The organism is Streptomyces sp. NPDC043952 (assembly GCF_056435325.1).
The window spans coordinates 19,232-37,356 of sequence record NZ_JBWKES010000041.1 but is presented as its reverse complement, the minus strand read 5'-3'; the positions used below and the strand labels follow the sequence as shown (position 1 = coordinate 37,356).

Sequence of the window (18,125 nt, the reverse complement as noted above, 5' to 3'; positions counted from 1 at the left end):
CGGTGGGCCGGTGGGCCCGGCTACCGTGGCCCGCATGGACGCCGCCAACGCCGCCCCCGCCGACAGCCACGACCTGATCCGGGTGCACGGAGCCCGCGAGAACAACCTCAAGGACGTCAGCGTCGAGATCCCCAAGCGCCGCCTGACCGTGTTCACCGGAGTGTCCGGCTCCGGCAAGAGTTCGCTGGTGTTCGACACCATCGCCGCGGAGTCGCAGCGGCTGATCAACGAGACGTACAGCGCGTTCGTGCAGGGCTTCATGCCCACCCTCGCGCGGCCCGAGGTGGACGTCCTGGACGGGCTGACCACCGCGATCATCGTGGACCAGCAGCGGATGGGCGCCGACCCGCGCTCCACCGTCGGCACCGCCACCGACGCGGGCGCCATGCTGCGCATCCTCTTCAGCCGGCTCGGCACCCCGCACATCGGCTCGCCCAAGGCGTTCTCCTTCAACGTGGCCTCGATCAGCGGGGCGGGCGCGGTCACCGTGGAGCGCGGCGGCCGGCAGGTCAAGGAGCGGCGCAGCTTCAGCATCACGGGCGGCATGTGCCCGCGCTGCGAGGGCCGGGGCACCGTCACCGACCTCGACCTCACCCAGCTCTACGACGCCGGCAAGTCGCTGAACGAGGGCGCGCTGACCGTGCCCGGCTACAAGGCCGGCGGCTGGAACTTCCGGCTGTACGCCGAGTCCGGCTTCGTGGACCCGGACAAGCCGATCCGCTCGTACACCAAGCGGGAACTGGCCGACTTCCTGCACCGCGAGCCGACCCGGATGAAGATCGCGGGAATCAACATGACCTACGAGGGTCTGATCCCGCGCATCCAGCGGTCGATGCTGGCCAAGGACCGGGAGGGGATGCAGCCGCACATCCGGGAGTTCGTGGACCGTGCGGTCACCTTCACCGTGTGCCCGGACTGCGACGGCACCCGGCTGACCGAGGCGGCCCGCTCCTCGAAGATCGCGGGGATCGGCATCGCGGACGCGTGCGCCATGCAGATCAGCGATCTGGCCGATTGGGTACGGGAGTTGGCGGAGCCGTCGGTCGCGCCGCTGCTGGAGTCGCTGCGCGGCACCCTCGACTCGTTCGTGGAGATCGGCCTCGGCTACCTCTCGCTGGACCGGCCTTCGGGCACGCTGTCGGGCGGCGAGGCGCAGCGCGTGAAGATGGTCCGGCACCTCGGCTCCTCGCTCACCGATGTGACGTACGTCTTCGACGAGCCCTCCATCGGCCTGCACCCGCACGACGTGCGGCGGATGAACGCGCTGCTGCGGCGGCTGCGCGACAAGGGCAACACGGTGCTCGTCGTGGAGCACAAGCCCGAGGTGATCGCGATCGCCGACCATGTCGTGGACCTCGGCCCCGGCGCGGGCACGGCGGGCGGCACGGTCTGCTACGAGGGCGACCTCGCGGGGCTGCGGGCCGCGGGCACGCTCACCGGGCGCCATCTGGACGACCGGGCGACGCTGAAGGAGACGGTGCGCAAGCCCACCGGCGCGCTGGAGATCCGCGGCGCGACGACGCACAACCTGCGCGGGGTGGACGTGGACATCCCGCTCGGGGTGCTGACCGTGGTCACCGGGGTGGCCGGGTCCGGCAAGAGTTCGCTGGTGCACGGGTCGATCCCGGCCGGCGAGGGCGTCGTATCGGTGGACCAGGCGCCGATCCGCGGCTCGCGGCGCAGCAACCCGGCGACGTACACCGGGCTGCTGGACCCGGTCCGCAAGGCATTCGCCAAGGCCAACGGGGTCAAGCCCGCCCTGTTCAGCGCCAATTCGGAGGGCGCCTGCCCGAACTGCAACGGCGCGGGCGTCGTCTATACCGACCTCGCGATGATGGCCGGGGTGGCGACGACGTGCGAGGAGTGCGAGGGCAGGCGGTTCGAGGCGTCGGTGCTGCGGTACCGGCTCGGCGGGCGGGACATCAGCGAGGTGCTGGCGATGCCGGTGGCCGAGGCGGCGGGGTTCTTCGGCGCGGGCGAGGCGCACGTCCCGGCGGCCCACAGGATCCTGGGCCGGCTCGCCGACGTGGGCCTCGGCTACCTCACCCTCGGGCAGCCGCTCACCACCCTGTCCGGCGGCGAGCGGCAGCGCCTGAAGCTCGCCACGCACATGGCCGACAAGGGCGGCGTCTACGTCCTGGACGAGCCGACCACCGGCCTCCACCTGGCCGACGTCGGCCAACTCCTGGCCCTGCTCGACCGGTTGGTGGACTCCGGCAAGTCGGTCATCGTGGTGGAGCACCACCAGGCGGTCATGGCCCACGCCGACTGGATCATCGACCTCGGCCCCGGCGCCGGGCACGACGGCGGCCGGATCGTCTTCGAGGGCACCCCGGCCGACCTGGTCGCGGCCCGCTCGACGCTCACCGGGGAGCACCTGGCGGAGTACGTGGGGGCGTGAGGGGCGGGGCTTAACCGGGTGGGGCTTAGCCGGGCGGATCACCGGGACCCGCTGCCGGGGGGCGAACGGCGCTGACGCGGGCGTGGCCTCGGACGGCACAGCCCCGCCCCCTCCGTCCCGCCCCTCACCTCACCCCTCGAACCCCTGCTCCTTCAGGATCTCCTCGATCCGTGCCCGGTGTGCCCGCTCCCAGTCGTCCAGGGTCTGCGTCGCCTCCTTGGCGAGCTTGGCGCGGGCGGCGGTGAGGATGCCGGGGGCGCGGGCGGCCGGGACGGCGACCACGCCCTCCTCGTCGGCCACCACCACGTCCCCGGCCTCGATCCGCACGCCCCCGCAGCGCACGGGACGGCCGAAGGGGGTCGTGACCTTCTTGGCGCCCGGAATGGGCACGATCCCCCGCGCGAAGACGGGGAAACCCAGGTCGCGCACCTCGCCGAGATCGCGGATCAGTCCGTCGGCGACGAAGGCGGCGACGCCGTTGCGCTGGGCGACGGCGCACACGTTGCCGCCGGCCAGGGCGTACCGCAGATCGCCGGACTCGACCACGATCACCGAGCCGGGGGCGGCGCGGTGGATGGCCGCGTGCAGCATGAGGTTGTCGCCGGGCGGGCAGCTCACGGTGAACGCCGGTCCGGCCACACGGGGCACCGGCCCCCACAGCGGCCGTATCCCGATGTCCATGACCTGCTCCACGCCGAGCAGATCGGCGAGGGTGGTGGTGGGGATGTCCTGGAAGGCGGCGAAGTCCGGTGCTCCGGCGGTGAGTTCGGTCATGCCCGGCACGCTACCCGGCGCGCCCGCTCAGAACGGCAGCGGTCGGCCGTGCACGACGTCCAGACGGGACACCGCCCGTGTCAGCACCACGTACAGCCGGTGCGCGCCCCGTTCCTCCGCCTCGGTCACGGCGGCCGGTTCCACCGCGATGACGTGGTCGTATTCCAGGCCCTTGGCCACGCTCGCCGGGACGAGGGTCAGCCGGGCGCCGAGCGCGTCCGGGGCGGCGGGTTCGAGGCCCGCTGCGGTGAGGGCCCCGGCCACGGCCGGCACGTCCGCGTCGGCCGCGATCACGCCGACCGAGCCCTCCCGCGCGAGGGCGCGGCGGGCGGCGGTCACCGTGGTGGCGAGGACGTCACCGGTAGGGTGCAGGGTCAACTCGCCGTCCGCGCGCAGGGACCGGGCGGGCGGCACCGCCACCTCCAGGCGGGCCAGCAGCCGGTTGGCCAGGGCGACGACCGCCGCCGGCACCCGGAACCCGGTGGTCAGCGACACCACCGCCGCGTCCGGCCGGCCGAGATGGCGCAGCTGCGCGGACCAGTCGCGGGCGGCCCACGGCGCGGTGCCCTGGGCGAGGTCGCCGAGGACGGTCAGCGAGCCGAAGACGGCCCGGCGGGCGACGGCCCGGCACTCCATCGGCGAGAGGTCCTGCGCCTCGTCCACCACGATGTGCCCGTAGCTCTCGGGGTGTTCGATCAGCCCGGACAGCTCGTCCAGGAGGACCAGGTCGGCGGCCGACCAGCGGGCGGACTTGAACGAGCGCGGCGGGCGCGCCCACGGCAGTGCCGCCTGCTCGCCGGGGGACAGGAGCCCGTCCGCCGAGCGGGCCAACTCCTCCTTGTCGGTGAGGAGTCGGGCCAGCACCTCCTCCGGGCGGACCTTCGGCCACACCAGGTCGAGCTGGGCGGTGAGCGGCCGGGCGTGCTCCATGCGCCGCACCCAGGCGGCCGGCAGCACCCCGGAGCGCCGTTCGGCCAGCTCGCGCAGCCGTCGTACCACCCGTGTGCGCACCCGCTCGCGGCCGACGGAGTACGGCGGCTCCTCCGCGCGCACCTCCCGTACGATCGCGGCGAGTTCACCGGCGGGCACCCGCCAGCGGTAGGAGCCGTCCGGCACGGCGAGGTCGCTCACCCCGTCCGTGCTCACCCGCGCGTACAGCGCCCGGCGCAGCACCTCGGCCATCCGCGGGTCGTGCTTGAGGGCGGCCGTGGGCGCCGGGTCGGTGCCGGTGACCGGGTGGCGGGCGATCTCGTCCAGCAGGGTGGACTGGCGCACCCCGCTCTCGCCGAGCGCGGGCAGCACCTCGGAGATGTAGGCGAGGAAGGTCCGGTTGGGGCCGAGGATCAGCAGGCCGGAGCGCCTGAGCCGCTTGGGGTGGGTGTAGAGCAGATAGGCGGCGCGGTGCAGTCCGACGGCGGTCTTGCCGGTGCCGGGGGCGCCCTGCACACACACCGAGTCGGCGAGGGCGGCGCGCACCAGGTCGTCCTGCTCGGGCTGGATGGTGGCGGCGATGTCCCGCATGGGCCCGACACGGGGACGCTCCAGCTCACGGGCGACGATGCCGCCCGGCCGCGGCGCCCCGCCCCCGGAAGCCCCGGCCGCCCCGCCCCCGGAAGGGTCCTCCCCCAGGTGCTCGTCCTCGAAGCCTGTGAGGTCCACCGTCTCCCCGGTGCTGCCGGGCGCCCAGCCGAACCGCCGCCGTACCGCCACGCCCTGGGGGTCGCGGGCGCTCGCCTGGTAGAAGGCGCGGGAGACGGGGGCCCGCCAGTCGACCACGAGGGGCGGGGCGGCGGGGCTCTCGGTGATCCGCAGCCGCCCGAGGTGGAAGCGGAGCCCGCCGTGCTCGGGGTGGTCGGGGGCGAAGTCCAGACGGCCGAAGAACAGGGGGCCCGGCGGGAGTTCGCGCAGCGCCTTGGCCTGGCTGCGCAGCCGGTGGCCGAGCACCTCGGCGTCCGCGCCGGAGGCGGAGACGTCCTCCCCGATGACGACCTGCTCCGCGGCGCCCTCGACCATCGCGGCGAGGGCGGCCCGGCAGGCGTCGTGGTGGGCGCGCTCGGCGCGCAGGGCGTCGGTGAGGGCGGGGCGTGGCGTCATGCCGCCCAGCCTACGACAAGTCGTTACCGAGTTAAATTTTTAACCCACTCTCACTGCGCCGTGGGCGCGGCCGGCACCCCCGCCAGCCGCCCGAACGCCCGCTCCGCCGCCCGCACCGCGTCCGGCGCGATGTCCTCGACCTTCTCCCCCGCCGCGATCCGCCGCCAGTTGTCCAGGGCGAGGATCCGCTGGACGGCGATGATCTGCCCGGCCGCGAGCCGTGCGTCCAGGTCCCCGCCGAGCGCCTCGGCGAGCCGGGCCTCCGAGCGCTCCTGGTGCCGGTAGGCGCGCGCGACCAGGGCCGGGGTGCCGTAGAGCAGGGTGTGGAAGGCGAGCACCTGGGGGTGGTCGTTGAGCCCGGTGACCGGGTCGCGCCGCTCCAGGCCCGCGAGGAAGTGCCGGCGCAGCGCGGCCACCGGGTCCGGCTCGCCGGCGACCACCCGCGCGGCCTCGTCCTCGTGGTCCGCGATCCGGTACAGGACCAGGTCCTCCTTGGCCGGGAAGTACCGGAAGAGGGTCGGCTTGGAGATCCCGGCGGCGGCGGCCACCTCCGCCACCGACACCGCGTCGAAGCCCCGCTCCAGGAACAGCCGTACGGCGGTGTCGGACACCTCCTGGTACATCCGCTGCCGCTTGCGCTCCCGCAGACCCGGCTCGCGCGGTTCCGTCTCACCCATGGGGCGAGCCTACGCAAGGCTCAGCCGGGACCCGGTCGGGGCAGTCCCCGGCCGCGCCGGGACAGCCCGAGCGAGGCCGTCGCCGCGGCGAGCGTCATGCCGTACGACGCCACCGCCCGCCGCACGTTGGGCGCGTCCAGGCTCGATCCGGTGACCAGGCGGTCGAGGTCGACGTAGGCCGAGCGGACCAGCTCGATCCAGCGGTAGACCCGCCAGTCCTCCTGCCAGTTCCGGGTGTACCGGGCGTCCAGCCGGGCCGCCCAGCGGCGGAACATGCGGTCGCGGATCTCCGGCCGGGTCGGGGTGAGGTGCATGTGCCGGACCAGTTCGTACAGCGGGTCGCCGACCAGGGCCATCTCCCAGTCGATGAGGGTGAGGGCGGGGCCGTCGTCGCGGCGCACCAGGTTCCAGGGGTTGAGGTCGCCGTGCAGCAGGGCGGGCGCGCGGTCGGCGACGTGGTGGCGGGCGAGGATCTCGCGCAGCCGGGGCGCGTCCGGCAGGCCGAGGAGGCGGGCCGTCTGCCGGGACCCTTCCGGCAGCGCCTCGACCAGCGCGACGAGCTGTTCGCTGAGCCAGCCGTAGAAGCCGGGACGGCCGCCGAGCGGGTCGATGCCGGCCGGATCGACGCCGGTCAGCGCGGCCAGCTGGTCGACCAGGTGGTCCGCCTCGTGCGGGCGCAGCCCGTCGACCGGGTGGTCGGGGCGGCGGCCGAGGTCGCGGGCGCCCTCGTAGGTGTGCACGGCGAACCGGTCGCCCCGGTAGCGGTGGGCGGGGTCGGTGGCGTGGCTGGTGCCCAGGGCGAGCACGCGGGGGGCGGCGACCGGCACCCCGGACCGTTCGATGGCGGCGAGGACGGCGTGTTCGCTCAGGAAGCTGCGCTCGCGGCGCAGGACGACGGTCGCCTCGCGCCGTACGACGACGGGGAAGCCGGTGCCGGGCACCCGGAGCACGGTGGTGAGGTGGGCGGCGCCCTTGAACACCCGCTCGGCCGGGGCGGCGCCCTCCAGGAACAGGGCGTCGGCGACCGCGCGGTGCGGGAAGTCGGGGTGTTCGGGGACCCGCCGGTCCGGTGTCCAGGCGATGGCACGGGGGCGTGCGGCGGGCCGGGCGGCGCCGCGCCGGAAGAGGATCCGCTCGATCTCCTCGTCGCCGGGCACCCGGCCGAGCCGCAGCGGTTCGGCGGCCGCGCGCAGGGCGTCGCCCACGGTGGCGGTGGCCCGCTCCAGGGGCTTGGGGCCGAAGTTGCGGACCAGGGCGCGGACGGCGCCGATGACGTCGGCGTAGAGGGACTGGGCGTGTTCGAGGGCGAGGTAGTGGGGCAGGTCCCTGGCGAGCCCGGCGACGGCGGCGGGCCGGGCGCGGGCCACCGCCTCGGCCCAGGCGCGCACGACGGCCGCCCGCTCGCGCTCCGGGTACCGGGACCGTACGAGGTGGACGGCGAGGTCGTACAACGGGTCGCCGAAGCTCGCCAGTTCCCAGCCCGTGCAGCACAACCCGCTTTCGGTGAGTGTCAGTTGGGAGCAGCGCAGGTCGCCGTGGAGCAGGACGTACGGGCGGCGGGTCAGTACGGGCACCCGGTCGGCGAACCGGGCGAGCGCGTCCTCGGGGACGCCGAGCGCGGTGAACAGCCCGCCGTAGGCACGCCAGTTCACCCCCCGGATCTGCCGGTCGGCGAGGTGGGCGAGGGTGCGCAGGAAGCCCTGGGAGTCGGTGTGGTTGCGCGGCCAGTGCGCGGGCAGCGGGGGCAGCGCGGTGCCGCGCACCTGGGCGAGGGCGGCGGACAGCGCGGCGATGCCCTCAAGGGGCGGCACCTCGCCGTCCACATGGCTGTGGATGACGTAACCCTCCCCGGCGGCCAGGCACTCGGGGGCGATCCCCGGCAGCACCCGGTGGACCGCGCGCAGGATCTCCGCCTCGCCGTCCCAGGTGCGCACGGCCGGTGCCGCGTCCGGGCGGGGCAGCCGCACGGTCACCGGCGTGCCCGGAGCGCGGCCGAGCAGACCGGCGAGCGGTTGGGTCAGCGGCAGGACGTGGTCGCGGTGGCGCGGGCCCTCGCGGACCGGCCGCCCGGCCGCGGCGCGGGCCGCGAACGCGCGGCAGGCGGCGGCGGTCCGCATGGTCGTGGCGCGCTCCCCTGCGACGGTAGGGGGAACTGACGGTGCGCCCACTGGCCGCTCCGGAGGTCGATCGCACAAGGGGGAGGACATGCCGGACGACAGGTCCGGGGAAACGCTATTCCCCCGTGGCGGCCGGTACGGCCGCCGTGCGCGGTGGAGTAGCCCAACGGGTGGTCCGCCGCTCGGCTGTGCCGATCCGGCGACCGGGGCCCGGCTCCTCGCCGCGCCCCGCGCCCGCATGCCCGCGACCGGACGGTGACCGGCCGCGCATCCGCATGCTAGCCGACCCCGCGCCCGCCCCTGAGCAGGCGCAACAGCGGTTCCAGCGACCGTACGACGTGCTCGGCGCCGGCCGCGCGCAGGGGCTTCTCCTTCGCCTCGTTGCGGGCGTAGCCCAGGAAGGGGACCCCGGCGTCGCGGGCCGCGGCGAGGTCGGAGGGGGTGTCGCCGATCATCAGGGCGGCGGTGGGGGCGGCACCCATGGCGGCGAGGGCGCGCAGCAGGCAGTGCGGGTCCGGCTTGAGGTGGTGCAGGTGTTCGGTACGGCCGTACAGGTGCGGGGCGAAGCAGGCGGTCAGGCCCCGGCTCTCCAGGTAGCTGCGCACCACGCGGGGCGAGTTGTCGGTGGTGACGGCGAGCCGGGTGCCGACGGCGGTCCAGGTGCGGATCAGCGGGTCGGCCCAGGCGGTGGGCAGCGCGGAGGCGGCGGCGCGCAGCTCCTCCTGGGTGAGACGTTCCTCCAGGCCGGTGACGAGGTCGCTGCCGGGCCGGCGGCGGCCCACCGCGCGCAGCACCACCTGGGGGTCGAGGGTGCCGCGTTCGGCCGGGGTGAGCAGGCCGTGCAGCCCCTGCCGCTCCAGCCAGGCCACCAGGTCCGCGGCGATCCGCTCGGCCTTGTGCGTGGCGAACAGCCGGCAGATGGGTCCGTCGAAGTCCCACAGCACGACCCGAGCGGAAGTGATCAGTACACGAAGCTTCTCGATCTCGCTCGCATCAGAAGTCGTATCAGAAGTCACTAGGAGAGTGTCAGGTCCGTGGAGATGGTTTCCCAGAGGGCGTCGAACCACTTCTGCGATTCCTCCACGAACGCCGCGTCCCGCTGCCCGGCACGCCGCTCGAAGGAGAAGAGCAGGGACTCGGAGCCGACCGCGTCGTACATCTCCAGCGTCCCGCTGTCGGTGGGCTCGGCGCGGCGCGTGATCATGTAGTGCGCGAACAGCGCCTCGGACCCGTTGAGCAGGTAGAGCTTCACCGGCGGGGTGAACGGCAGGGCCCGGAAGGTGACGTGGACGTCGATGTCGTGGGTGCCGCGCAGGGCCTGGAGGTTGTACTGGAGCACCTGGCCCTGGGCGTTGCGCATGGCCAGCCAGCGCTGGTGCACCGCGTCGTCCTCCGCGCTCCCGGCGTCGACCGAGACCGGGAAGGCGAGGCTGATCTCCCGCGAGGGCAGCAGGATGCGGGCGTCGATCCGCTCCGGGCGCAGCTTGCCCTCGTGGATCAGGCGCAGCGGTTCGCCGAGGGCCGGGATCAGGCTCTGCGCGGTCAGGCAGAGGGCGTCGATGCGCACCCGCGGTGCCGCGAACGCGTCGGTCAGCCGGGGCGCGAGGGCCACCATGGTCGGCTGGGGCTCCTCGGCCCCGGACCGCTGCTCGGCGACCCGCGGCGGGCTGCCCTTGGTGACGCCGGTGAGCAGGCCGTCCTGCTGGAGCAGCCGCAGGGCCTGGCGCACGGCACCGCGCTCGACGCCGAACTCCTCTGCCAACTCGGCCTGCGTGGGCAGCCGTTCGCCCGGCCGCAGGATCCCGGTGCGCATGCGTTCGCGCAGGACGCCCGCGATCTCCCGTGGGGTGCGCCTGCCGCTGCCGTTGACTGCCATGTGCTCCTGGGTCACCACCAAACGTTACAACTTCCGCCCATCTGACGGCAGTTGCCGGGAAGTTGTTTATGTAGTGCCACCAAGTGGGGACAACTTAAACAGAGTTGGTTGCCAACTTTTCCAAGTTGGCGGAAGTTCCACCTTCGAAGGGGGATTCGCCGTGCCCGCTCTCGCCCTCCTGTCCGCCACCCTCGTCCTCGGCTTCGAACAGCTCGTCCAGTGGAAGTACGGCACCGCCGGCGCCGTCGGCCTGCTCCTGTTCACCGTCGGCCTCAAGGCCAAGAGCCCGGCGGTCAGCTCCGCCGGCGCGCTCCTGCTCGCGGTGCTCCTGACCGGCCCCGCGCTCTGAGGACCGAGGCGCCCGCTCCGAGGACCGCGGCGGCTACGGCGTCAGCTCCAGATCGGTGCTGATCGTCTCCCACAGCGCGTCGAACCACCGCCGGGACTCCGCCACGAAGGCGGCGTCCCGCGCCCCGGCGCCCGGCCCGAACGCGAACAGCATCGAGCGCGTGCCGTCCGCGTCGTACAGCTGGAGCGGTTCCGCGCCGAACTCCTGCTCACGGCGGTCCAGGGTGTAGTACGCCAGCAGCGCCTCGTCCTCGTTGAGCAGGTACAGCTTGACCGGGGGTGTGAACGGCAGGGCGCGGAAGGTCAGCCGCACCTCGATGCCGTGCGTGGTGCGCAGGGCCAGCAGGTTCTGCCGCAGCACCATGCCCTGGGCGTTGCGCACCGCCAGCCAGCGCTCGTGCAGCAGCCCGCCGTCGCCCGCGCGCACCGGGTCCACCGGCGCCGGGAAGGCCAGCTCGATCCGGCGGCTGGGCAGCAGCACCCGCACCTCGATCTTGGCCGGTTTCAGCTCCCCCGCATGGATCAGCCGGAGCTGCTCGCCGACGGCCAGCGTGAGCGACACGGAGGTCAGGCAGAGCGCGTCGATCCGCACGTGCGGGGCGGCGAAGGCGGCCGCGACGCGCGGTCCCAGCCCCACCACGGTGGGCTGCGGCGGCGCGGCGGACCACCCCGGCCACGCCCCCTCGGCCACCCTGGCCGGGCTGCCCCTGGACACCCCGGTGAGCAGTCGCTCCGCGTGCAGGATGTCCAGTGCCTGGCGGACGGCGCCGCGCTCCACACCGAACTCCTCGGCCAGCTCGGCCTGGGTGGGCATGCGCTGCCCGGCGCGCAGTACGCCGGAGCCGATCCGGCTGCGCAGCTCGTCGGCGATCTCCCGGTGGGACGCGCGGGACGCGCGGGGTCCCCTGGCGGAGGCGTGCTCCGGGTCCACGGGCGAACCCTACAACTTCCCGCCAACTTGCGGCAGTTCACCGACAGGTGGTTATGAGACGCCTTCCAACGGAGATAAGTAGAGATAAGTTGGCAGCCAACTCGGCTGACATGGTCAAGCTTGCCGACAACTGAATACGACGCGCACAGCCACAACTGAACACCGCACAGCACAGCCACAACTGAACAGCTCGCTACGGATGTACGGATCAGCGCCGCCGGCGAGGGGAGCGGTCAGAAGTCGTCCGGGCACCAAGGGCGCACGGGCGAGCGGAACAGGGCGTCGGCCAGCCGGGCGGCGCCCTCTCGCTCTGCCCGCACCCGGCCCAGCGCGGCCAGCCGCAGCAGCGACTCCCCGCCGAGCCACACGGAGGCCAGCTCCTGGACGCCCAGCGTCAGATCGGGGCTCGCGGTGGTGGCCGTACAGGACGCGCCCTCGGGCGAGGCATCCAGCCGGTACCGCCCGCCCGCGTAACCGCCGTCGTCCAGGACCTCCAGCACCAGCGTGCCCTCCCGGTCGTAGCCGCGCGCCTCCAGGGCCCGTACGACGTCCAGGACGCGCACCCACAGCAGGTCCGCGTGATCGGTGATCCGGGCGGCGCGCGGGTCGGGCAGGAAGTGCGGGAGCAGGTCGTCGGGACCGCGCCCGCCGGTGTCGACCCTGGTGATCCAGTCGATGGAGCACATGTAGTGCCACAGCGCGCGCTCGGCCGCCGGAGTGGTCCCGAACAGCCGTTCCACGCGCGCGGTCTGGTCGGGCTGCTGTCCGGTCCAGGTGTCGTCGCTGCGGTACGTCACCAGGCCCTGGGCCTCCCCGGACGCCGAGCGGTACAGGGCGTGCACCGGCTCCACGTAGTCGGAGTGGACGCGCAGCGCGCCGGTGAACTGCTCCCACCACAGCTCGTCGCGGCTGACCGCGCCGGGCTGTGCGCGGCGGAACCGGTCGAACAGCTCGGGCCCGAGCTTGCGCACCTCAGCGCCGTCCAGCAGCTCGATCCGGCCGCCGTCGTCCGGGCCGGACCAGCGGGGGTCGAGGCCGGCCCGCGGGACGTCGACGGTCCACCGGGACATCCAGGTGGCCGGGCCGAAGCCGAACCGGCCGTAGATCGGGTACTCGGCGGCGAGCAGGGTCGCGACGACGTCCCCGCGCTCGCGGGCCGCCGCGAGGTCCTGGGCCATCATGCGGCTCAGCAGGCCGCGTCGGCGGTGCGTCGGGCTGACGGTCACGCCGCTGATGGCGTCGGCGGGCACCACACCGCCGCCCACCGTGGTCAGCTCCTGCTCGAAGGACCGGAAGGTGGCCACCCAGCGCCCGCCGTCGACGGCCCCCCGATAGCGGCCCGGTGTGAACTTCCGCCGCCGGGCGTCGAGTTGCTCACGGGCCAGGGCCGGAGGCTGGGTGAACCCCACGGCCAGGGCGCGCTGCCAGTCGTCGAAGTCGGCCTCGGTGGCGGTGCGGACGTCGCTCATGGGCCCACGGTAGGCATCCGTCCCGCCGGATGTCCTCCCGATTTCCGCCCGTCGGCCGCGTCACCGGCCCGTCACACCAGCAGGTCCTCCACCTGCGCCTCGCCCATCCGGTACCGGCGGGCGATCTCCCCGCCGCATCCGTCGGCGGTGTGCTGGAGCCGCTGCCGCCGCCCCGACACCTCGTGTTCGTACCGCACCAACCGGCCCAGCGCGGCGGACAGTTCGAGATCCGTGCGGGCGCTCAGGTCGCTCAGCTCCACCTCGGCGAGCATCTCGGCGGCGAGCCGTCGTACCTCCTCGCCCCGCGGGGTGCCGACGGTGACATGGCGGGCCGAGGAGCGCTGGCGGGCCGGGGCGTCGCGCAGGATCTCCGGGAGCCGCTCGACCAGGGAGGCGTCCTTCGGCGCGGGCACCGCCGCCCGGCCGCGGCGGGCCAGCTCCGCGTGCAGGATGTCGATCCGGCCCTGCAACAGCCGCCGCACATAGCTGAGGTCGGCCTCGTCGCGCTGGGCGTCGCGGCGCAGCGCGCGCAGTTCGGACAGGCTCAGTCCGGACAGCTCGGGCAGGGCCGGCCGGGACGGTTCGGGCGCCGCCGGCCGGGCCGGCGCCGGTGCGATCACGGGCTCGTCGGCCCGCTGGACGGGCGGCCGGTACGTCCCCTGCGGGATGGGCAGCTCGCTGGTGCTGGATGTGCTCATGTGGTTCGGACCGTCCCCTCGACCGGCGTGTGACAGCATCGTGCCACCCCCGGCGCACCGTATGTGACCGAGTGCCCCCGAACAGCCCCGGATGGGCGGTAAGGGTTCCATAAGGTCCGCCTGTGACCGCCGCCCGCGTACCCGGCATCATGGTCCGCATGCGAGCGGTGGTGCAGAGAGTGGACGGCGCGAGCGTCGTCGTGGACGGCGAGACGGTGGGCGCGATCGAGGGCGAGGGCCTGTGCGTCCTGGTCGGCGTGACCCACGAGGACACCAAGGAGAAGGCGGCGCAGCTGGCCCGCAAGCTCTGGTCGGTGCGGATGCTGTCCGGGGAGCGCTCGTGCAGCGACATCGACGCCCCGCTGCTCGTCGTCAGCCAGTTCACCCTCTACGGCGACGCCCGCAAGGGCCGCCGCCCCACCTGGAACGCGGCGGCCCCCGGCGACATCGCCGAACCGCTGGTGGACGAGGTCGTGGCCCAGCTGCGGGCACTGGGCGCGACGGTGGCGACGGGACGGTTCGGCGCGAAGATGCGGGTGTCCCTGACGAACGACGGACCGTTCACGGTACTGCTGGAGATGTAGGCCGGCGGGCGCGTGCCCCGAAGGGGCGCGGGGGCCGGGTGCCCCGAAGGGGCGCGGGGGCCGGGTGCCCCGAAGGGGCGCGGGGAACTGCGCGACCAGCCACGACGTACCCGCGGCCGGTCACGTTGCACCCGCGGCCGGTCGCGATGCACCCGCGGCCGGACACCGCGTACCCGCAGCCGGTCACCGCGTACCCGCGGCCGGTCACGCGGCCCGCACCCCGTCGCGCTACGGCTCGACCACGACCTCCTGCGCCGCCGCCGTGTCCCCGGTCAGGAGTCCCGCGTCGACCGGCACGTTCCGCTTGACCAGCGCGAGCGCCACAGGACCCAGCTCGTGATGGCGTACCGACGACGTCACGAAGCCGATCTTGCGGCCCTCGGGCCCCTCCTCCGCGAGCCGGATCTCCGTGCCCGGCGCCGGCAGGTGCACATCGCTGCCGTCGAGGTGGAGGAAGACGAGCCGGCGCGGCGGCTTGCCGAGGTTCTGCACACGGGCGACGGTCTCCTGCCCCCGGTAGCAGCCCTTCTGGAGATGCACCGCCGTGCCGATCCAGCCCAGCTCGTGCGGGATCGTCCGGTGATCGGTCTCGAAGCCGAGCCGCGGCCGGTGCCGCTCCACCCGCAGCGCCTCGTGCGCGAGCAGCCCCGCCGCGGGCCCGTGCGCCGCCGCGAAGGACTCCAGCTCCGCGCGCGGCAGGAAGAGATCACGGCCGTACGGCGTCTCGCGTACGACGACGCCCTCGGGCACCTCGGCGATGGACCCGGCGGGCAGGTACACCACCGCGAACTCGTCGGTGCGGTCGGCGACGTCCACCCGGTAGAAGAACTTCATCGACTCCAGGTAGGCGACCAGCGCCTGCCGGGTGCCGGGCTCGACGTGCGCCCAGACCGTCGTACCGTCGTCCACCAGGTACAGCGCGTGCTCGATGTGCCCGTTCGCCGAGAGGATCAGCGCCTCGGTCGCCTGGCCGGCCGGCAGATCGCTGACGTGCTGGGTGAGCAGCAGGTGCAGCCAGTTCAGCCGGTCCTCGCCGCTGACGGTGACGACACCGCGGTGCGAGAGGTCGACGAATCCGGTGCCCTCGGCGAGGGCGCGCTGCTCGCGGAACAGATCGCCGTAGTGGGCGGCGACGCCTTCGTCCACGCCCTCGGCGGGGACGGCGCCGGGCAGGGACAGCAGGGGGCTTTTCATACGCGCAAGCCTACGACGTGGTAGTTGAACTCTTCAGGGAGCAGTCCTTGCAGCGGCCGAAGATCGCGAAGTGCTTCATGTCGGTGTCGAAGCCGAACTGCCGCCGCAGCTTGTCGGTGAACTCCGCCGCCACGCTCACGTCCGCCTCGATCACGCTCTCGCAGTCGCGGCACACCAGGTGCAGATGGTGGTGCCGGTCGGCGAGGTGGTACGTCGGCGCGCCGTGCCCCAGATGGGCATGGCTGACCAGGCCCAGCTCCTCCAGCAGCTCCAGGGTGCGGTAGACGGTGGAAATGTTGACCCCCGACGCCGTCTTCCTCACTTCCACGAGGATGTCGTCGGGGGTCGCGTGCTCCAGGGTGTCCACGGCTTCGAGGACAAGCTGGCGCTGCGGGGTCAGCCGGTAACCGCGCTGCCTGAGGTCGCTCTTCCAGTCGGTGCTCACCACACCGACGAGTCTAGGACCACGCCCGTCGCCACGGAGAGCCGTGAGGTGCCCGCGGGCCTACTTGAAGAAGGCGATGCCGTCGTCCGGCATGTCGTCCGGGAGGGCCTTGGCCCAGCGTTCGACGTCCTCGGGGGTGACGACCTTCTTCAGGTGGGCGGACATGTAGGGGCGCAGCTCGACCTCGGGGGTCTGCTTCTCGCCGACCCACATGAGGTCGCTCTTGACGTAGCCGTACAGCCGCTTGCCGCCGGTGTAGGGGCGGGCGTCGGCGGTCCGGGCGACGGCGTCCGTGACCAGGTCGATCTGGGGCTTCTTGGCGGCCATCTCGCCGTACCAGATCTCGATGGTGCCGTCGTCGCGGGTCATCGTGACCTCGACCTTGCGGTCGCCGTCGATCCGCCAGAAGCCGGACTCGGTCTCCAGCGGGCGGACCTTGTTGCCGTCGTTGTCCAGCACCCAGGTGCGGGAGTGGTACTCCAGGAAGTCCCGGCCGTCGTGGGTGAAGGTGACTTCCTGGCCGAAGTTGCACTTCTCGGAGCCGGGGAAGTCGTGCACGCCAGCGCCGGCCCAGTCGCCGAGGAGGAAGGCGAGCGGGACGAGGTCCTTGTGCAGGTCGGACGGGATCTCGATCATGAGCGGAGCTTTCCTGGTGGGGGGGGGTCAGCGCTGGCCCTGGTACAGCTTCTTCACGGTCAGGTAGGCGAAGGCGAGCACGCCGACGCAGACCAGGACCAGCAGGGTTTCGAAGAAGATCTCCACGGGTGCTCCTTGAGCGAGGGTGGGCATACGACAGAGCCGGGCCCCAGCTTACGCGGCCGGGCCCCGGCTCTCTTTCCGAGGTGGGCCTCAGCGCTTCCCCGGCGGGCCTCAGCCGCTCCGAGGCGGCCCCCAGCCGCTCCCCGGCGGGCCCCAGCCGCTCCGAGGCGGCCCCCAGCCGCTCCCCGGCGGGCCCCAGCCGCTCCGAGGCGGCCCCAGCCGGGCGGCGGTCCGCTTCCGCACGCGCCGCTTCCGCACGCCGAAGGGCCGCACCCCACCTGGCGTCCAACCCAGGGGTGCGGCCCTTCCGCGTCGTCCGCCGGTCAGACGGCGATGGCGACCTCCGCGAGCCCGCCCTGCTGCGCGACGACCGTGCGGTCGGCGGAGCCGCCGGGCACCAGCGCGCGCACGGTCCACGTGCCCTCGGCCGCGTAGAAGCGGAACTGGCCGGTCGCCGAGGTCGGAACCTCCGCGGTGAACTCGCCGGTCGAGTCGAGCAGCCGGACGTAGCCCGTCACCGGCTCGCCGTCGCGGGTCACCTGGCCCTGGATCGTGGTCTCACCGGGCTTGATCGTCGAGGCGTCGGGGCCACCGGCCTTCGCTCCGCACATGCTGTTTCTCCAGAGGTCGCTTGGGGTCGCTTACTTGTTGGCGCCGAGCTCGATCGGCACGCCGACGAGCGAGCCGTACTCGGTCCAGGAGCCGTCGTAGTTCTTGACGTTCTCCACGCCGAGCAGCTCGTGCAGCACGAACCAGGTCAGGGCGGAGCGCTCACCGATGCGGCAGTAGGCGATCGTGTCCTTGGCGAGGTCCACGTTCTCCGCGGTGTACAGCTCCTTGAGCTCCTCGTCCGACTTGAACGTGCCGTCGTCGTTGGCGTTCTTCGACCACGGGATGTTGCGCGCGCTCGGGACGTGGCCCGGACGCTGCGACTGCTCCTGCGGCAGGTGGGCCGGGGCGAGCAGCTTGCCGGAGAACTCGTCGGGGGACCGCACGTCGACCAGGTTCTGGACGCCGATGGCCTTGACGACGTCGTCGCGGAAGGCGCGGATCGCGGTGTTCTGCGGCTTGGCCTTGTACGTGGTCTCCGGGCGCTCGGGGACCTCGTCGCCGGCGACCAGCTCGCGGGCGTCCAGCTCCCACTTCTTGCGGCCGCCGTCGAGGAGCTTGACGTTCTCGTGGCCGTACAGCTTGAAGTACCAGTAGGCGTAGGAGGCGAACCAGTTGTTGTTGCCGCCGTAGAGGATCACCGTGTGGTCGTTGGCGATGCCCTTCTGCGACAGGAGCTTCTCGAAGCCCTCCTGGTCGATGAAGTCACGGCGCACCGGGTCCTGGAGGTCCTTCGTCCAGTCGATGCGGATCGCGTTCTTGATGTGGTTCTTCTCGTAGGCGGACGTGTCCTCGTCCACCTCGACGATCGCGATGGTCGGGTCGTCCAGGTGCTCCTGCAGCCAGTCGGCGTCGACCAGGACGTCGCTGCGACTCATGCTCTTTCTCCTCCGGGGCAGTTACGGCGGGGCGTGCGAGTGCGAAGGGGCGCGCGCTCGGGGTGCGGGCGGCGCACGGGTGCCCAGCAGGGCAGGGGGATGACGCGGAAGCGGGGCTCCCGCTCAGAAGGGGCGACAGAGCATGGCGGCCACGCGGCACAGGTCGACTGCCCGCCGCTTCGTGAGGTCCGCCTGACGCTTCATGGCCTCGATCGTAGGTACGCGGAGGCGCGTGTGTCACCGGTGTGTCGTATGGCGAGACAGGATCGTC

18 protein-coding genes are annotated in these 18,125 nt (G+C 73.2%); 3 read left to right on the top strand and 15 right to left on the bottom strand.

Translation table 11 applies throughout. The features are described 5' to 3' along the window. The first annotated feature begins 34 nt into the window (after nt 1-34). The gene (locus tag AC069R_RS30025) at nt 35-2,401 is read left to right on the top strand and encodes an ATP-binding cassette domain-containing protein (protein WP_478769887.1); all 2,367 of its coding nucleotides are present in this window, start codon (nt 35-37) and stop codon (nt 2,399-2,401) included. A gap of 129 nt (nt 2,402-2,530) precedes the next feature. Here AC069R_RS30025 and AC069R_RS30020 read toward each other — a convergent pair whose 3' ends face one another. From AC069R_RS30020 to AC069R_RS29995, 6 genes are all read right to left on the bottom strand, one after another. Then, nucleotides 2,531-3,175 carry an RraA family protein gene (locus AC069R_RS30020; RefSeq protein WP_478769886.1) on the bottom strand — a complete coding sequence of 215 codons (645 nt, stop codon included), beginning with the start codon at nt 3,173-3,175 and terminating at the stop codon, nt 2,531-2,533. A 27-nt stretch (nt 3,176-3,202) separates the two neighbouring features. Continuing rightward, on the bottom strand, nt 3,203-5,269 hold the full coding sequence (locus AC069R_RS30015) for a HelD family protein (protein WP_478769885.1): 2,067 nt from the start codon (nt 5,267-5,269) through the stop codon (nt 3,203-3,205). Nucleotides 5,270-5,319: 50 nt separating this feature from the next. After that, nucleotides 5,320-5,946 carry a TetR/AcrR family transcriptional regulator gene (locus AC069R_RS30010; protein ID WP_478769884.1) on the bottom strand — a complete coding sequence of 209 codons (627 nt, stop codon included), beginning with the start codon at nt 5,944-5,946 and terminating at the stop codon, nt 5,320-5,322. A gap of 20 nt (nt 5,947-5,966) precedes the next feature. Beyond that, on the bottom strand, nt 5,967-8,063 hold the full coding sequence (locus tag AC069R_RS30005) for a phosphotransferase family protein (protein ID WP_478769883.1): 2,097 nt from the start codon (nt 8,061-8,063) through the stop codon (nt 5,967-5,969). A 278-nt stretch (nt 8,064-8,341) separates the two neighbouring features. After that, nucleotides 8,342-9,079: an HAD family hydrolase gene (locus AC069R_RS30000; RefSeq protein ID WP_478769882.1), complete on the bottom strand. Its 738-nt coding sequence runs from the start codon at nt 9,077-9,079 to the stop codon at nt 8,342-8,344. After that, nucleotides 9,079-9,960 carry a winged helix-turn-helix domain-containing protein gene (locus AC069R_RS29995; protein ID WP_478769881.1) on the bottom strand — a complete coding sequence of 294 codons (882 nt, stop codon included), beginning with the start codon at nt 9,958-9,960 and terminating at the stop codon, nt 9,079-9,081. Before AC069R_RS29995 ends, AC069R_RS30000 begins: the two co-directional genes overlap by 1 nt. 139 nt (nt 9,961-10,099) lie before the next feature. Here AC069R_RS29995 and AC069R_RS29990 point away from each other — a divergent pair, with 139 nt between their 5' ends. Further along, nucleotides 10,100-10,288, top strand: coding sequence for a hypothetical protein (locus AC069R_RS29990; RefSeq protein WP_478769880.1), 189 nt, complete (start codon nt 10,100-10,102; stop codon nt 10,286-10,288). Between the two features lie 33 nt (nt 10,289-10,321). On the opposite strand, the gene AC069R_RS29985 is transcribed toward AC069R_RS29990, so the two are convergent. The 3 genes from AC069R_RS29985 to AC069R_RS29975 all read right to left on the bottom strand — a co-directional run bounded on the left by AC069R_RS29985 (nt 10,322) and on the right by AC069R_RS29975 (nt 13,385). Beyond that, on the bottom strand, nt 10,322-11,218 hold the full coding sequence (locus AC069R_RS29985; protein WP_478769879.1) for a winged helix-turn-helix domain-containing protein: 897 nt from the start codon (nt 11,216-11,218) through the stop codon (nt 10,322-10,324). A 233-nt stretch (nt 11,219-11,451) separates the two neighbouring features. Then, nucleotides 11,452-12,687, bottom strand: a complete 1,236-nt coding sequence (locus AC069R_RS29980) for a GNAT family N-acetyltransferase (RefSeq protein WP_478769878.1) — start codon at nt 12,685-12,687, stop codon at nt 11,452-11,454. Nucleotides 12,688-12,758: 71 nt separating this feature from the next. Continuing rightward, entirely contained in the window at nt 12,759-13,385 is a 627-nt protein-coding gene (locus tag AC069R_RS29975; protein WP_478769877.1) for an RsiG family protein, read from the bottom strand. Nucleotides 13,386-13,543: 158 nt separating this feature from the next. Between AC069R_RS29975 and dtd the strand changes: the two genes are divergently transcribed. Beyond that, nucleotides 13,544-13,969 carry a D-aminoacyl-tRNA deacylase gene (gene dtd / locus AC069R_RS29970; protein ID WP_478769909.1) on the top strand — a complete coding sequence of 142 codons (426 nt, stop codon included), beginning with the start codon at nt 13,544-13,546 and terminating at the stop codon, nt 13,967-13,969. Nucleotides 13,970-14,197: 228 nt separating this feature from the next. On the opposite strand, the gene ygfZ is transcribed toward dtd, so the two are convergent. The 6 genes from ygfZ to AC069R_RS29940 form a co-directional block, all read right to left on the bottom strand. Beyond that, the gene (ygfZ, locus tag AC069R_RS29965; protein WP_478769876.1) at nt 14,198-15,163 is read right to left on the bottom strand and encodes a CAF17-like 4Fe-4S cluster assembly/insertion protein YgfZ; all 966 of its coding nucleotides are present in this window, start codon (nt 15,161-15,163) and stop codon (nt 14,198-14,200) included. Between the two features lie 10 nt (nt 15,164-15,173). Beyond that, entirely contained in the window at nt 15,174-15,611 is a 438-nt protein-coding gene (locus AC069R_RS29960) for a Fur family transcriptional regulator (protein ID WP_159702722.1), read from the bottom strand. A 57-nt stretch (nt 15,612-15,668) separates the two neighbouring features. After that, nucleotides 15,669-16,244, bottom strand: a complete 576-nt coding sequence (locus AC069R_RS29955; RefSeq protein WP_397985261.1) for an FABP family protein — start codon at nt 16,242-16,244, stop codon at nt 15,669-15,671. Between the two features lie 446 nt (nt 16,245-16,690). After that, entirely contained in the window at nt 16,691-16,978 is a 288-nt protein-coding gene (locus AC069R_RS29950) for a DUF1416 domain-containing protein (protein ID WP_006139129.1), read from the bottom strand. Between the two features lie 30 nt (nt 16,979-17,008). After that, entirely contained in the window at nt 17,009-17,854 is an 846-nt protein-coding gene (locus AC069R_RS29945; RefSeq protein ID WP_471063739.1) for a sulfurtransferase, read from the bottom strand. Nucleotides 17,855-17,977: 123 nt separating this feature from the next. Continuing rightward, nucleotides 17,978-18,058 (bottom strand): Ms5788A family Cys-rich leader peptide, encoded by an 81-nt coding sequence (locus AC069R_RS29940; RefSeq protein WP_350751515.1) that lies wholly within the window; start codon nt 18,056-18,058, stop codon nt 17,978-17,980. Nucleotides 18,059-18,125 lie beyond the last annotated feature (67 nt).

Bases quoted from the DNA above. Each gene is read 5' to 3' on its own strand.
- AC069R_RS29945 (WP_471063739.1), bottom strand. From the start codon at position 17,854: ATGAGTCGCAGCGACGTCCTGGTCGACGCCGACTGGCTGCAGGAGCAC.
- AC069R_RS29980 (WP_478769878.1), bottom strand. From the start codon at position 12,687: ATGAGCGACGTCCGCACCGCCACCGAGGCCGACTTCGACGACTGGCAG.
- AC069R_RS30025 (WP_478769887.1), top strand. From the start codon at position 35: ATGGACGCCGCCAACGCCGCCCCCGCCGACAGCCACGACCTGATCCGG.
- AC069R_RS30015 (WP_478769885.1), bottom strand. From the start codon at position 5,269: ATGACGCCACGCCCCGCCCTCACCGACGCCCTGCGCGCCGAGCGCGCC.
- AC069R_RS29940 (WP_350751515.1), bottom strand. From the start codon at position 18,058: ATGAAGCGTCAGGCGGACCTCACGAAGCGGCGGGCAGTCGACCTGTGC.
- AC069R_RS29950 (WP_006139129.1), bottom strand. From the start codon at position 16,978: ATGTGCGGAGCGAAGGCCGGTGGCCCCGACGCCTCGACGATCAAGCCC.
- AC069R_RS30010 (WP_478769884.1), bottom strand. From the start codon at position 5,946: ATGGGTGAGACGGAACCGCGCGAGCCGGGTCTGCGGGAGCGCAAGCGG.
- AC069R_RS29975 (WP_478769877.1), bottom strand. From the start codon at position 13,385: ATGAGCACATCCAGCACCAGCGAGCTGCCCATCCCGCAGGGGACGTAC.
- ygfZ (WP_478769876.1), bottom strand. From the start codon at position 15,163: ATGAAAAGCCCCCTGCTGTCCCTGCCCGGCGCCGTCCCCGCCGAGGGC.
- dtd (WP_478769909.1), top strand. From the start codon at position 13,544: ATGCGAGCGGTGGTGCAGAGAGTGGACGGCGCGAGCGTCGTCGTGGAC.
- AC069R_RS29955 (WP_397985261.1), bottom strand. From the start codon at position 16,244: ATGATCGAGATCCCGTCCGACCTGCACAAGGACCTCGTCCCGCTCGCC.
- AC069R_RS30005 (WP_478769883.1), bottom strand. From the start codon at position 8,063: ATGCGGACCGCCGCCGCCTGCCGCGCGTTCGCGGCCCGCGCCGCGGCC.
- AC069R_RS30020 (WP_478769886.1), bottom strand. From the start codon at position 3,175: ATGACCGAACTCACCGCCGGAGCACCGGACTTCGCCGCCTTCCAGGAC.